Source organism: Streptomyces sp. NPDC057253 (genome assembly GCF_042669125.1).
Taxonomy (GTDB): Bacteria; Actinomycetota; Actinomycetes; order Streptomycetales; family Streptomycetaceae; genus Streptomyces.
The window spans coordinates 1-15120 of the sequence record NZ_JBHUXV010000016.1; the positions used below are offsets into that span (position 1 = coordinate 1).

Here is a 15120-nt window from a genome sequence, read left to right on the forward strand (position 1 = left end):
GGATCTTGGACATTCATCCAAGATCCGGGGGCAAGCCCCCCCCACGAGCCGGCGCTTCGACCAGGTCACGCCCTGTCAGACGATGGTGTTTCCACAGCGATCAATTGGGGCGCTGAACCGGAACTGATGCTTGCCGAGTCCGGGGCCTGGTGGGCGAACTGGGTTCGGTAGAGATCGGAGTAGAGCCCGCCGGCGGCCAGGAGTTCGTCGTGGGTTCCGCTTTCGCGGATCCGGCCGGCTTCGACGACCAGGATCTGGTCCGCTTCACGGATGGTGGACAGCCGGTGCGCGATCACCAGTGAGGTGCGTCCGGCGAGCGCCGCCTTGAGAGCCCGCTGGATCGCGGCTTCCGACTCTGAGTCCAAGTGAGCTGTGGCCTCATCGAGGACGACGACCGGCGGAGCCTTGAGCAGCAGCCGGGCCAGCGCGATCCGTTGCTTCTCGCCGCCGGAGAGACGGTAGCCACGGTCACCGACCACGGTGTCGAGTCCATCCGGAAGGGCATTGATGGTGTCCCAGATCAGAGCTGCCTTGCAGGCGTCGATCAGCTCTTCCTCGACGGCTTCCGGGCGGGCGTACGACAGATTGGCGCGCACCGTGTCATGGAACAGATGCGCGTCCTGAGTGACCACACCGATGGTGTCCCGCAGAGATTGCAGCGTCAGATCGCGAACGTCATGGTCGCCGATGCGCACGGTTCCCGAGTCAGCGTCGTACAGACGTGGCACCAGGTGTGTGATGGTGGTCTTACCGGCGCCGGAGGGGCCGACAAGGGCCGTGAGTTTTCCGGCGGGGGCATGGAAGCTGAGATCCTGAAGAATCCACGCGGCGTTGTCTCGCTCCGGGGTGCGCTTCGACGTCGACTCCAGCGAGGCGAGGGACACGTCCGCGGCGTTCGGATACCGGAAGCGGACCCCGTCGAACTTGATGTCGGGGGCGTTGGCGCCGGCCTCCCTCGGCTCGCTTCGCTGACCGGTGTCGGTGCCAGTGATCCTCAGAGAGCCGGCATTGGGTCGTTCCACGATGAGAGGCTCGAGGTCGAGCACCTCAAACACACGCTCGAAGCTGACCACGGCGATCAGCGCGGTGGTGTGCATACTCGACAGCTGGTTGATAGGTCCGTACAGCCGCATCAGCAACGTCACCATGGCCACGAGCGTGCCCATTTGGAGCGTGCCGTCGATGGTGAGCATGCCTCCCAAGCCATAGACGAGGGCCGTGGTGACGGTGGTCAGGACAGAGACGATGATGAACAGCAGACGTCCCCACACGACTCCCTTGGCCTCGACGTCGCGGAGTCGTCCTGCCTTGGCGGCGAACTGTTCTGACTCCTCCTGCGTACGGCCGTAGAGTTTGACCAGCAGAGCGCCCGAGACGTTGAATCGCTCGTTCATCATCGAGCCCATCTCGGCGTTGAGTTCCATGGTCTGTCGGGCGATCTTCTTCATCTTGCGCCCGATCAGTCGCGCGGGAATCAGGAAGAACGGAATCATCACGAGTGCTGCGATGGTGATCTGCCAAGACAGGAAGAACATCGCGCCGAGCACGAGGATCAGTGTCAGGACCGTGGAGACCGACTGGGACAGCAGCGTCGTGACGGCCTGCCGGGCCCCCATGACGTCGGTGTTGAGCCGACTGACCAGTGCGCCGGTCTGTGTGCGAGTGAAGAACGCCAATGGCTGCTGTTGCACATGCTCGAACACCTTGGTGCGCAGTTCGTAGACGAGTCCCTCGCCCACTTGGCCCGAGCACCAACTCTGCAGATAGACGGCCAAGGCGTCCACGAGAGCCAAACCCGTCAGACCCAAGCAGAGCCCGACGACGACCCCGCGGTCTCCTGGCAGGATGCCGTCGTCGATGATCATTTTGAGGATCAGCGGGCTGGCGGCAGTGATAGCCGCAGAGACGACTGTGGCCGCCAGCAGCAAAGCGACCTGCCAGCGGACACGCCGGGCGTACGGCAGGATCCGTCGCACCGTGCGGCCCTTGATCCGGGCACCCTTGATCGAATCCTCGCCTCGCCGTATTCCCGCAGGGCCCATCGACGGCCCTCCTAGCATGGTCACGGAAACATGCCTCGCTCTCTTGGTCCTTGCGTTGCGCGGTGAATTACGGCCGGCTGAGCTCACTCAGGCGCCAAGCTGCTGGTCCGTCAGTTCTTGTCGAGGAACTCGATGATGGCTGAGTTGACCGATTCCGGACGCTCTAGATATCCGAGGTGACCACAGTCGGGGATCTCCACGAGATCGCAGTTCGGGATGGCATGGGCAACTTCGGCGACCAGGTGTGGAGGGCACACAAGATCGTCGGTGAACGAAATGCCTCGGCAAGGCGAGGAGATATTGCTCAGCTCTGCGCGCCGGTCTCCGAGATTGTCAACGGCAGACGACTGGCCGTTGGCGGTGTCGTCGTCCCCGGAGAGTTCGAAAATGTCCAGCCATAAAGAGACGGCTCTATCGTCGTTCAGCGTGGCCGGTGAGAGCATCTCAATCACCCTCTTGGCGGCCGCATACCCGGCCGGCAGCCGTACGCCGCTCTCCGCCAACGCCCGGTCCGCTGCCGACTGGGCCCGCCGCATGGTGTCCGACCTGGCCCTCGTGGCGATCAGGACCATGGAGCGGACCAGGTCCGGCCGGCCGAGCGCCAGGTCCTGCGCGATCATGGAACCCAACGACGTGGCGACGATGTGGCACGGACCGAGATCCAGTTCCTCGATCAGGCCTGTGGTGTCAGCGACCATGTCGGCGAGAGAGTAGTCGCCCCCAGGGACATCCGAAGGCGGTATACCTCTGTTGTCGAAGGTGACTGTTTCATATCCCGCCCGGTTGAGTGCGGGTGTCTGGTGCATGGTCCAGACTCGGCCGCTGGCCGACGAACCCATGATCAAGAGGACGGGTACTCCTCTCCCCGAACGCTCGTAGGAGAGCCTGATGCCATTGCTATGAACAAAAGGCATGATGAACCAGGCCATTCTCTATTCTGATGCCGGGCAAGATGATCTCCTCGTCGTGGGCAGGTCCCCGAGCGGGTGATGCTCCCGGTGCATGCCGACCAAGTGCAGCGCCTCACGATGTCACCGTACGACTGCACTGATCAATACCGTTCCGTCGCGATGCCCACCGTCGTTCAACTGATGTGTCAACCGCAGTTGAACAGGTGTCGGCCACGTTCAACTCCCCAGGCAGCTGTGGAGATTTGTTCAGCGGGAGGTCTTCGAGGCACTCTGCTGAAGGGGAGCAGCCCATTGAAGTCCTGAACTTCAAACCTTTGCTGTCTCTCCGTCCTTTCATGTTTTCTCCTGGAGAGGGCCCCAGATGGCTGACCAATCGCTTTTTCTCCGTTCGAAGGTTATCGTCGAGCCGCTGGTGGACAGATTCTTCGCGTGGCCGTACACGATTGCGCCTGTGCAGGCGGCAATGAATCTGGCATTCCTTCAAGTGCCGCTTCTCGAGTCGTATCTGCAGTCTCCGCAGGTGCATGTTGCCGCGAGCAACAACCCGGAACTGCGCGGCGGATACTTCATCAATATCGGCGAGGAGCGCGCTGACGAGGTTCGTGACCTGCTTGCTTCGATCAAACGGGATCGGGCGGACATGCTGAGGTTCGCCGAGGCGATCGCGGCCGGTCAGGAACTGCTGCGGGCGAATGCGACCGGATACGATCTGACGCCGCTCTACCCGAAGCTGCCGCAGGAGCTCGGTGGCCTCGTGGAGCTGGCCTACGACACGGACAACCAGGCGCAGATGCGCTTCATGGAACCGGTCATCTACACCAGCGATGTCTATCAGGAGTCGCGTCAGTCGGTGCAGCTGTCGTTCGAAACGGGGATCGAGCGCCCTTTCATCCTCAGTACACCGAGGCTCCCCTCACCCGACGTCCTCGAGCTGGAGATCCCGTTCCGGCACTCGGGCCTGGAAGAGCTGTTCAAGACCCGTGTGCGTCCCACCACCCTGAGCCACCTGCGCGATGCGCTCGAGCTCGACGAGACCCAGGCGAGCCGCCTGGCGGGGATGCTGAGCGAGGAACCCAGCCTCGCAGAGGACAGGCACATCGACGCCGGCGGTCGCATCCGCTACTTCGGGCACGCCTGTCTCGTGCTGCAGACCCCTCAGGCCGCCATCGTGAGCGACCCGTTCATCAGCGCGGACAGCTCCGCGGGAGATCGCTACACCCTCGACGACCTGCCGGACTTCATCGACCTGGTCGTCATCACACACGCACACCAGGACCACATCGTCCTGGAGACACTGCTCCAGCTGCGTGGCCGAGTCGGAGCGATCGTCGTGCCGCGTTCCTCACGGGGCAACCTTGCCGACCCGTCGATGGCGCTGATGCTCAAGAATCAGGGCTTCCCGGTGATCGAGGTGGACGACTTCGACGAGGTCGAGTTCCCGGGCGGCAAGATCACCGCAACGCCGTTCCTCGGCGAGCACTGTGACCTGGACATCCGCGGCAAGTCCACCTACTGGGCCGAGCTCGCCGGCAAGAAGGTGTTCATCGGGGCCGACTCGTCCGGCATCGATCCGCAGCTCTACCGCTACATAAAGCAGCACCTGGGCACCGCCGACATGGCCTTCCTCGGCATGGAGTGCGACGGTGCCCCGCTGACCTGGCTGTACCAGGGTCTCCTTACGGTCCCGGTCACCAAGAAGATGAGCAACTCGCGGAAGCTCTCGGGTTCGAACGCCGAACAGGCTGCAGCGATCATGACCGAGCTGGGGGCCAACGAGGCGTACATCTACGCCATGGGCGAGGAGCCGTGGCTCGGCCACGTCATGGCAACCACGTACAACGAGGACACCTACCAGCTCAAGCAGGTCGAGGAATTCCTGACTTGGTGCAAGGACCGTGGGATCAAGGCTGGCCACCTCTACGGCCAGCAGGAATGGCGCTGGTAGCAGATCCGGCGAGATCGCTGTTCGCAGGCCGGACACCCGGAGCGCCGAATCCCGGCGCGCGGGTGTCCCGCCTGAGGACGGATTCCTGAACAGTACTGATCATCTCTTGGCCCGGGCTTCGGGGAGGAACCGCGATGACTGCCCGCGATATAGCACATGTCGAGATATACACGCGTGACAAAGTGGCCACGGTCGACTACTTCGTCTCCGCCATGGGGTTCACGCAGATCGCGGACTCCGTGGAGGTCGACAGGAGTTCCACTCTGCTCCGGCAGGGGGAGGTCCAACTGATAGTCACCTCGGGCCGGGGCATCTGGAAGTTCCTGGAGAAACACGGCGAGGGCATCGCCGATATCGCGCTGACCTGTGACGACGTGACGGCCACACGTGAGGCGGCTCTGGCAGCCGGCGCCGAGCCGGTGGGCCACAGATATGGCAACCCGATTGTGTCGGGTTTCGGGGATGTCACCCATTCCCTTCTTCAAGCAGCCGAGCGCTCGGCGGTTGGACTGCCCCCCGGGCGCCGATGGGAGGTCACGACCCAGGAACGCCGCCCCGCGGCTGGTCCGATTCGGCTGCTGGACCACATAGCGGTCTGCCTCGAAGGGGGCAGCCTCGAGAAGGTCGCCGATCTCTATCGGGATGCCTTCGGGTTCTCTCGCTTCTCCTCCGAGTATGTCGCCGTCGGGGGACAGGCCATGGACTCGATCGTCGTCCGCAGTGCCTCCGAGCGCATCACCTTCACGCTGGTCGCGCCGGATCCCGCGAAGGAGGCCGGTCAGCTCGACGCCTTCCTCAAGCGGAACGCCGGACCGGGCGTACAGCACCTCGCCTTCCTGGTGGAGGACATCATCCCCGCGGTTCGAGAATTCCGGGACCAGGGTGTGGAGTTCCTGAGCACGCCCGACACGTACTACGACATGCTGGCGGACCGGCTCACCGGGCTGGCGCCGGAGATCGCGGAACTGCGGGACGCACAGGTGCTGGCCGACAGCGATGAGTGGGGTCACCTCCTGCAGTTGTTCACCCGCTCGCCCTACGAGCGCAACACGCTCTTCTTCGAGCTCATTCAGCGCCAAGGCTCCCGGGGATTCGGCAGCGCCAACATCAGGGCTCTGTACGAAGCGGTCGAGCGTGACCGGCTGACCGCGCGGTGAAGGGCCTGAAGTCGGATGCGGCCAGGGCGGGTCTGCTCACCCTGGCCGACTATGCCGGGAAGGCGCGCGAAGGCATGGACCCTCATGTCTGGGATTTCATCGAGGGTGGCGCCGGACAGGAACGGACGCTCGCGGCCAATTCGGAGGCCTTCGATCGCGTACGGCTGAGTCCGCGCGTACTCGCCGGAGTGGGCCGCCCTGACACCAGGACCGAGATCTTCGGACAGGCTTGGTCGGCGCCTGTGGCCATCGCGCCCATGGCATACCACACCCTGGCCCACTCGGTCGGTGAAGTGGCGACGGCCAGGGCCGCGGGGTCCGCCGGTGTCCCCTTTGTGGTGAGCACCTTCGCGGGGCGAACGTTCGAGGACATCGCCGCGCATGCGTCTGCGCCGCTCTGGCTGCAGGTGTACTGCTTTCGCGACCGTGCCACGACCCGGCAGCTCATCGAGCGCGCTGAAGGAGCGGGCTTTGAGGCTCTGGTACTCACTGCAGACGCCCCGTACCTGGGCAGACGGTTGCGCGACCTGCGCAATGACTTCAGGCTGCCGAACGGCATCGCGCCGGCCAACCTGGCCGGCACCGGCTTCGCCTCGCCGGGCGACCACGCGCTGGCCGAGTTCGACGCGGGCCTCGACTGGTCGGTGATGGAATGGCTGCGCTCCGTCAGCTCACTGCCGATAGTGGTCAAGGGCATTCTCAGCGCATCCGACGCTCGGGCGGCGTGCATGGCGGGAGCCCAGGCCATCGTGGTCTCGAACCACGGCGGTCGTCAGCTGGACGGCGCCCCCGCGACTCTCGAAGTACTGCCTGAGGTGGTAGCCGCTGTGCCGGGGACGTGCCCTGTATTTCTCGACGGCGGGATCCGTCGCGGTGGGGACGTGCTGGCAGCCATAGCGCTGGGCGCCGACGCGGTGTTCCTGGGACGCCCGGTGCTGCACGGTCTGGCGGTGAGCCAGGAGGAGGGCGTCGAGAGCGTCCTGGGCATCATCGTCGATGAACTGACAGAGGCGATGGCCCTCACTGGGACCCGCTCGATCGAGGACATCGGACCAGGGCTGGTGCGATCAGAGGCAGGGACGTCATCCGTGGTGGAGGCCATCAAACAGCCGTCTCCCGACGAGTCGGAGCTGCGCAAGGAGGAGTTGCACGGCAGCCTCCGTGACCCAGTCCTCGACACGATGAACTTCCTCAACGAGATCACCCACCGCTACCCCGACGCGGTGTCCTTCGCGCCCGGCCGACCGTACGACGGCTTCTTCGAGACCGAGCAGATATTCACGTACCTCCGCCGCTACCTCGCACACCTGGAAGCCGGCGGGGCCTCGCCGGACCGGGTCCGCTCCGCCCTCTTTCAATACGGCCCGACCAGTGGTCAGATCCGCGAGGTTATCGCCGACTGGCTGCGCAAGGACGAGTACATCGACGTCGCTCCGGAGGCCGTCGTGGTCACCGTCGGCTGTCAGGAGGCGATGTTCCTCGCAGTCCGAGCGCTCATTTCAGAGCCGGAGGACGTGCTACTGGTCTCCAGTCCCTGCTACGTGGGCATCACGGGCGCTGCCCGGCTGGTGGACGCCGAGCTGACCGCCGTGGCAGAAAGCCGCGAGGGGTTCCGTTGCGCCGACCTTGAGAGGGCTATCCACGCAGAGCGGGCACGTGGACGTCGCCCCCGTGCCTTCTACGTGATCCCCGACCACGCGAACCCCTCCGGCACCAGCATCCCTCTCGGCGTTCGCAAGGAACTTCTCGAATTGGCCTCCCGCGAGGGAATCCTGCTGCTGGAAGACAGCCCCTACCGTTTGGTCAGCCCGGGGCAACAGCTGCCGACTCTGAAGTCCCTCGACCACGACCGACGGGTCATACACCTGGGATCGTTCTCCAAGACGCTCTTCCCCGGCGCCCGCGTCGGTTTCGTCGTCGCGGACCAGAAGGTCGTCGACGACAAGGGCGGCACCGGGCTCCTCGCGGACGAGCTCACCAAGATCAAGAGCATGGTCACGGTGAACACCTCTCCGGTGGCCCAGGCCGTCGTGGCCGGCATGCTCCTCGCCGCCGACGGACGCGCATCGGAGCTCAACTCCAAGACCGCCGCATACTACGGCGAAGCGATGAGGGTCACGCTCGAGCAGCTCGAGAAGGTGTTCCCGCCGGACGAGCGGGAGGCGCTCGGCATCTACTGGAACGCGCCAAGCGGAGGCTTCTTCCTCGCCCTCACCGTTCCATTCCGTGCGGACAACATCGCGCTGGGGCGTTCGGCCGAGGAATTCGGCGTTATATGGACCCCCATGTCCTACTTCTACCCCCAGGGCGGCGGAGAGTTCGGTATCCGACTGTCCGTCAGTTACCTGACACATGCAGAGATCGCGGACGGAATCGAGCGGCTGGCGCAGTTTGTCAGGGCCGAGGCACACACCTCCGCACCGCAGCCCGCCCCCTGAGCTCCACCTGCTCCTCTCTGATAACGGCTGACTCACCGGAAGGGTGATCGACGTGTTGGCAGCAGTACGCCTCATCCGCAGCAAGACACGTATGTGGGGGTGGACATTCCGATGACCGCCGACACAGGGCTATTGGACGCCGACCTGATGGAAGCCCCGGCATCCGAGGAGAAGGACACCTCGGGCGCCGCCCGCATCGTGGGCGTCGGCACGGCAACCACGGAGCATTCGTACACGCAGCGGGAACTGCTTGACATCTTCAAGATCACGGATCCCAGAGTCCGGTCCGTCTTCCTCAACAGCGCGATCGAACGCCGCTTCCTCACGATCCCGCCACTGGACGCAGACGGTACCTGCCTCCCGGAGACCCAAGGGGAACTGCTCGCCAAGCACCAGCGACTCGCCCTTGAAATGGGGGCGAAGGCCGTGCGCGCGTGTCTGGACAACTCCGGAATCGAGCTGTCGGACATCGACTACCTGTGCTGCGTCACCACCACCGGTTTCCTCACCCCGGGCCTGAGCGCCCGCCTCATCCGCCACATGGGGATCCTCCCCGACACCAGTCGCGTGGACATCGTGGGCATGGGCTGCAACGCAGGCCTGAACGCACTCAACGCCACCACCGCATGGGCAGTGGCCAACCCTGGCAAGGTCGCCGTCATTCTGTGCGCGGAAGCCTGCTCGGCCGCCTATGTCATCGACTCGACCATGCGTACCGCCGTCGTGAACAGCTTGTTCGGAGACGGCGCGGCCGCGATCGCTCTGATCTCCGACGGCCCTGACACCGCGTACGCCCCATCCGGCGTGGCGTCGTCCCCCGGCAGCCCGCGCGTCCTGCGATTCGCCAGCCACCTCATCCCCGACGCGATCGACGCGATGCGCTACGACTGGGACGACCAGCAGGGGAAGTTCAGCTTCTACCTCGACCCCGAGGTCCCGTACGTGGTCGGTGCCAATGCGGAGCAGGTCATCGACCGCCTCTTGACCGGCGCGGGACTCCGACGCAGCGACATTCGCCAATGGCTCGTGCACTCCGGCGGCAAGAAGGTCATCGACGCGATAAGGGTCAACCTCGGCCTTACGCGCCATGACGTGCGCCATACGACCGGCGTACTGCGCGACTTCGGCAATCTTTCGAGCGGCTCGTTCCTCTTCTCCTATCAGCGACTCCTCAAAGAGGGAGTGGTGGAGGCCGGCGACTACGGCGTCCTGATGACGATGGGGCCCGGCTCGACCATCGAGACCGCATTGGTGCAATGGTGACGGAGAATCGCATGAAGAACGGGAAGAGCGGGGTTCAGGCCGTCACCGGCCGGCCGGGCACCGACGATCTGGTACTGACGATCGACGGGCGCCAAGCCCTGTCCCCCGAGTGGGTCGCCGCGATCGGCGCGGTTTGCGACAGTGCCGAGGACCGTGCCGGGCGGAGCAAGGTCATCCTTCAGGTGACCGGCGCTCCGCAGGGACCGCGGTCGAGTGATCTGACCGTGTCCTTGGTGAGCAAGTGGGAACGCGTGCTGCGCCGTCTTGAGCGCCTGCCGGCGGCCACCATGGCGGTCGCCGACGCGGACTGCGGCGGCCTTGCCCTGGACGCGCTGCTCGCCACCGACTATCGCATCGCCACCAGCTCGGTGCGCTTGATGATCCCCGTCGCGGATGGGGCCACCTGGCCGGGAATGGCGCTCTATCGGCTCGCGCAACATGGCGCGAGTGCCGCGGCCATTCGTCGGGCGGTGCTCTTCGGAACTCCCGTCGAGGCGGCCGAAGCGCTGGCGCTGCACCTCGTCGATGAACTCGTGGACGAGCCGGCGGCCGCCCTGGCCATGGCGGGCGACCGGGCCGGAGATGTCTCGGGGACCGAGCTCGCCATCCGGCGGCAGCTACTCAGTGATGCGCCCAGCACCAGCTTCGACGAGGCGCTCGGCGTCCATTTGGCAGCCTGCGACCGCGTACTGCGGCGGGCGACCGTTGGGGCGACCGCATGAACGTGACCGACGCACGGGCCGGGCTGCGGGACGATCAGAGTGACGTGCACGCCGATCTGGCACGGGCGCGAGTCGTGCTCGCCGAAGCGGCCCAGCACACTGAAGACTTGCTGGCCACCCTGCCAGAACCGGAGCGCCGCACGCTGGACCAGCGGGCTACTGCTGCGGCAGCGATCGAGGCCACTCGGACGACGCGTGCCGAGTTTCTGGACGCCCACGTCGATGCCGTCTACGACGAACTCACCGAGGGGCGCACTCGCCATCTCCGCCTGGACGAACTGGTCGAGACGGCCGCAACGGCTTTTCCGGGGCTCGTGCCCACCAACCATCGGCTCGAGACCGAGCGCACCCGGCCACAGGCGCACAAGGAGGGGCATGAGATCGACCAAGGTGTCTTCCTCAGTCACGTCCTGCGCTCGCCGTCGGCAGGACCACACCTGATCGACGCGATGTTGCGCCCCACACCCCGCGCGCTCGCTCTGCTTCCGGACTTCAGCAGGACGGGAAGGGCCGACCTGGGCTCCGTACGGATGGAACGCAGCCGCGGTGCCGCACACTTGACCATGTGCCGCGACGACTGCTTGAACGCGGAGGACGACCGGCAGATCGAAGACATCGAGACCGCGGTGGACCTCGCGCTTCTTGATCCCGACGTTGAGGTGTGTGTGCTGCGCGGTGGCGAGATGACCCACCCGCGATACCGTGGCAAGCGCGTGTTCAGCGCCGGAATCAACCTCAAGTCCCTGCACGGCGGCAGCATCTCGCTGGTGGACTTCCTGCTACGGCGGGAGCTCGGGTACATCCACAAGATTCTGCGAGGCGTCTCCGTCGGGAACGGCGCGGACCGGCGGACGGGGATGGTGGAGAAGCCCTGGATCGCGGCGGTGGACACCTTCGCCATCGGCGGCGGCGCGCAGCTCCTGCTGGTGTTTGACCATGTCATCGCCGCGTCGGATGCCTACCTCAGCCTTCCGGCAGCCAAGGAAGGAATCATCCCCGGGGCCGCCAACTTCCGGCTGGGCCGGGCCGCCGGCGGACGTGTCTCCAGGCAGGTGATCCTCGGGGGACGCCGGATCTGGGCGGGAGAGCCGGACGCCCGTCTGCTGGTCGACGAGGTCCACGAACACGATGACATGGACCTCGCGATCGAGCGGGGCATTGACCGGCTCCGCGGGCCTGCGGTGATCGCCAACCGAAGGATGCTGAACCTCGTCGAGGAGCCGGTGGACCAATTCCGCACCTACATGGCTGAGTTCGCCCTACAACAGGCGCTCCGCATGTACAGCGCCGATGTGCTCGACAAGGTCGGCCGCTTCTCCGCCGCGAAGGAGGCGAGGGCGGAGTGAGCGGAACGGAGGATGAGCCGCGTGTCCGCTACGAGAAGAAGAACCACGTGGCTCGCATCACGCTCAATCGGCCTGCCGTGCTCAATGCGATGGACCTGCGGATGCACGAGGAACTCGCCGCGATCTGGGACGACGTCGAAGCGGACGACGAGGTGCGGGTTGCGGTGCTGACCGGTGCCGGAGAGCGCTCCTTCTCCGTCGGCCAGGATCTGCGCGAGCGCGCTCTGCTGGATCGCCAGGGAGTGCCACCGTCGACCTTCGGTAGCCGTGGACAGCCCGGATGGCCGCGACTGACCGAACGGTTCAACCTTTCGAAGCCGGTGGTCGCCCGGGTTCACGGCTACGCGCTGGGCGGCGGGTTCGAACTCGCCCTTGCATGCGATCTCGTTGTCGCGTCCGACCAAGCGGTCTTTGCCCTCCCGGAAGCACAGCTCGGGTTGGTGCCCGGGGCCGGCGGGGCGTTCAGGCTGGCCAGACAGCTTCCGTTGAAGACGGCCATGGGTTACCTACTGACGGGCCGCCGTTTGACCGCGGACATGGCGCTGCATTTTGGCCTGGTCAACCAGGTAGTGCCTTACGAGCAGCTCGATGCCTGCGTCACCGAGTGGACCGACGCTCTGTTGCGCAGCGCCCCCTTGGCGGTGCGGGCCATCAAGGAGGCCGTGATGAGGTCGGTGGACATGCCGCTGGAGGAGGCCTTCACCACGGCGTTCGAATGGGAGCAACGGCGTCGGCACAGCAAGGACGCCATCGAAGGCCCCCTGGCCTTTGCCGAGCAGCGCGAACCCTGCTGGCACGGCTGTTGAGGAGATCCGCCTTTAGCTATGACTGAAGCAACGCAGGGCCACCCATGATGGGTGGCCCTGCTTGTTGAATGCGACCGCCAGCAGAAGCTCTCGGATCGGGGCGGCGAAGTCGGCTCATGGCCTACGCGTTCAGTGCGACACTGTCCAACCACTCACGCTCAGCAGTCTGGACAGCTCCGCGGCCGAGGACCGGTGCACGAGTAGTTCGACGAGGCCCTGGCCCTGGCCTGGCGAGTGCTCGATACGGATGTCTTCGATATTGACGCCGACCTCGCCGACTGCCGTGAACACCCGTGCCAGTGAGTTGGGCTCGTCGGATATCACCACCGAGATCGCGGCAAGGTCGGCCAGCGAGGTGCCTGGTTTGTGTTCGATGCGCGCACGCCCCTGATTTCCCTGCAGGAGCAGCTCCTCCAGGTCAGTTGTTGCGCGCTCTTGTATTGCAGGATCTGTGTCGGCCAGGTCGCGGAGGGCGGTGATGACTCGGTTGAGGTCGTCTGCATATGCATTGAGGACATCTGCCACCGCGCCGGCGTTGGCATGGAGGATCTCTCGCCAGAGCACCGGATCACCTGCCGCGATGCGGGTGACGTCCCGCAGTCCCTCTCCCGACACGCGGACGCTGGCGTCCGTTGCGTGTTCAAGCCGGGCTGCCATCAGGGACGAAATCAGATGAGGGGCATGCGACGTGAGGGCGACAGCGTGGTCATGGGCGGCCGGCTCCATGATGACCGGCGTGCCGGCGCACAGCGCGACCAGTTCGAGTGCGCGATTGAGGACTCCCTGGTCGGTGTGAGCCGAGGGAGTGAGCACCCATGGCCGCCCCTCGAAGAGGTCGGCCCGGCCTGCCAGGGGGCCGGAGCGCTCCGTGCCTGCTAGGGGGTGACCGCCGACATAGGTGGAGGGGTCAGCGCTCACACTAAGCAACTCATGGTGCGGCCGGGCCTTCACGCTGGCGACATCGGTGTAAGCGCGGGCGAGCCCACTGTGCTGGGCACGCGCGAGTTCCGTGGCGATTCGCGTCGGGGGCACGGCGAGTATCGCAAGATCCACCTGCCCGTCCGGCGCGTGGAGCGAGCCGGCCCCCATGGCCTCGGCGGTCCTGGCCGCCGTACTGTTCACGTCGTTCAGGTGCACGGCCACACCGGTCCGTGTCAGAGCGAGTGCGACGGACGTACCGATGGCACCGGTTCCGATGACTGTGGCGCTCTTCATCGGACGCAGGAGTCGTAGGCGGGCGCGTGGCCGGCGGTGGGTGCAAGCCGACATTGGTGCAGCTCTGACTGTTCCGAAGCTCGACGAGTGCCCGGAAGAGCATGTGCAGTTCCTTGGGTGACTGTTACGTGTTCGGTGGAGCGAACGGCCATGAGATTCCCCTTCGAAGGTTGGCGGGGCTAAGAGTTTGTGCAGTCTGTAGCCGGGCGTAGAACCTGTGGCGGGCTGGAAATCCGTGGCCAGAGGGCACGGTCCGGTTCGGGTCGTCTTGGCAGCGTCGGCATCTTTGCTAACTCATTGGGCTCACCCCAGCCGCAACGGCTTAAGATTTATGATGGTCGGCAAAGAGGCGCATGGCGCAGCATACTGTAAGGTGTGGGCTGTCCGAGAATGATACTGCTCGTCTATTCGTCGACCATCATGCTCTTGTCTCCGTTGCGGAATGGAGTACTGGGATGAGCGGTCGTATATAGTGATGGCGTCCGCCCCCCCGGCGTGAATTCCCCCGTAATCGCCGGGGGTGCGGCGGAATCAATGTAGCTGACTGAATCCCAACAAGGGTGATGCAGCTTTTCGCCCCGATTGATGTTGCGTGCGACGGTGATCCGGATGGCGATATTCCGGCTCGCTCCAGGTCGTCGCCCTTCCGGTTCCCGGGTTGACTGCCGTCGTCGCTCTCGTCGGATCAAATAGGCGATATTTGCAGATCGGAAGAATGTTCTGCCCTCTGGGGTGCGACGGCGTGGCTTTTTCGCGGTTGCATAATTCCCGCCTGCTGCGAACTCGGATCTGGCGAGGTGTCGCGTGTGGCTGGTCGCAGAGCCGGGTGAGCCGGCTGCTTTCATGCCCCTTCAAGTGCGCGGTCTGTGGAGGTTGGTGGCGTGGATGGCTGTGTGTCCCTGGAGGGCATCCCTGAGTAGGGGTTACCGATTCCGGCGCTCTTGAGGAGTCGCTGAGGTGACCGTTGAGTGCGGCTGTACTGGCACTCTGGAGGGTCTGGCCCCGGACCGGGACCGTGCGCGCTGCGTCGCCCGTTCAACCGATGCAGCGCCGCAGTTGAACGTCGTCGGTTCACAGGTAGGAAACCTCGACAGCTCTGCAGTGAAAGGTGAACATAGATGTGCGTTCGAAAGCGTTTTCGGAGGCGCGGAGGTCGAGCTGGTGTGGTCGTCGGATGTGCCGACCGTTCCGGTGTCAACCGCTGACGAGGGCGCGAGGGTCCCGGCCCGCTGTGGGGTGGGGCTGATGTGGGGTGCTGGACAGGGGTGTCGGCGT

At 65.1% G+C, this 15120-nt stretch carries 10 protein-coding genes; 7 read left to right on the forward strand and 3 right to left on the reverse strand.

Features of this window, described 5'->3' with window-relative positions:
- Positions 1 to 65: 65 nt before the first annotated feature.
- Positions 66 to 2042, reverse strand: a complete 1977-nt coding sequence (locus ACFULQ_RS11415; protein ID WP_383541401.1) for an ABC transporter ATP-binding protein — start codon at positions 2040 to 2042, stop codon at positions 66 to 68.
- Positions 2043 to 2152: 110 nt separating this feature from the next.
- Entirely contained in the window at positions 2153 to 2971 is an 819-nt protein-coding gene (locus tag ACFULQ_RS11420) for an alpha/beta fold hydrolase (RefSeq protein WP_383541404.1), read from the reverse strand.
- Between the two features lie 343 nt (positions 2972 to 3314).
- Between ACFULQ_RS11420 and ACFULQ_RS11425 the strand changes: the two genes are divergently transcribed.
- The 7 genes from ACFULQ_RS11425 to dpgD all read left to right on the forward strand — a co-directional run bounded on the left by ACFULQ_RS11425 (position 3315) and on the right by dpgD (position 12630).
- Entirely contained in the window at positions 3315 to 4898 is a 1584-nt protein-coding gene (locus tag ACFULQ_RS11425) for an MBL fold metallo-hydrolase (RefSeq protein WP_383541407.1), read from the forward strand.
- 134 nt (positions 4899 to 5032) lie between these two features.
- Positions 5033 to 6055, forward strand: a complete 1023-nt coding sequence (gene hppD, locus ACFULQ_RS11430; protein WP_383541409.1) for a 4-hydroxyphenylpyruvate dioxygenase — start codon at positions 5033 to 5035, stop codon at positions 6053 to 6055.
- A complete protein-coding gene (locus ACFULQ_RS11435) occupies positions 6052 to 8493 on the forward strand; it encodes an aminotransferase class I/II-fold pyridoxal phosphate-dependent enzyme (protein WP_383541413.1) in 2442 nt (813 codons plus the stop codon). The genes hppD and ACFULQ_RS11435 overlap by 4 nt, the downstream gene beginning before the upstream one ends.
- Positions 8494 to 8640: 147 nt before the next feature.
- Positions 8641 to 9756: a 3,5-dihydroxyphenylacetyl-CoA synthase DpgA gene (gene dpgA, locus ACFULQ_RS11440; RefSeq protein WP_383541642.1), complete on the forward strand. Its 1116-nt coding sequence runs from the start codon at positions 8641 to 8643 to the stop codon at positions 9754 to 9756.
- A gap of 11 nt (positions 9757 to 9767) precedes the next feature.
- Entirely contained in the window at positions 9768 to 10478 is a 711-nt protein-coding gene (gene dpgB, locus ACFULQ_RS11445; RefSeq protein ID WP_383541416.1) for an enoyl-CoA-hydratase DpgB, read from the forward strand.
- On the forward strand, positions 10475 to 11824 hold the full coding sequence (gene dpgC, locus ACFULQ_RS11450) for a (3,5-dihydroxyphenyl)acetyl-CoA 1,2-dioxygenase DpgC (RefSeq protein ID WP_383541419.1): 1350 nt from the start codon (positions 10475 to 10477) through the stop codon (positions 11822 to 11824). The genes dpgB and dpgC overlap by 4 nt, the downstream gene beginning before the upstream one ends.
- A complete protein-coding gene (gene dpgD / locus ACFULQ_RS11455) occupies positions 11821 to 12630 on the forward strand; it encodes an enoyl-CoA-hydratase DpgD (protein ID WP_383541422.1) in 810 nt (269 codons plus the stop codon). The genes dpgC and dpgD overlap by 4 nt, the downstream gene beginning before the upstream one ends.
- 129 nt (positions 12631 to 12759) lie before the next feature.
- Here dpgD and ACFULQ_RS11460 read toward each other — a convergent pair whose 3' ends face one another.
- Complete coding sequence (locus ACFULQ_RS11460) at positions 12760 to 13845, reverse strand: prephenate dehydrogenase (protein ID WP_383541425.1); 1086 nt, start codon at positions 13843 to 13845, stop codon at positions 12760 to 12762.
- Positions 13846 to 15120 lie beyond the last annotated feature (1275 nt).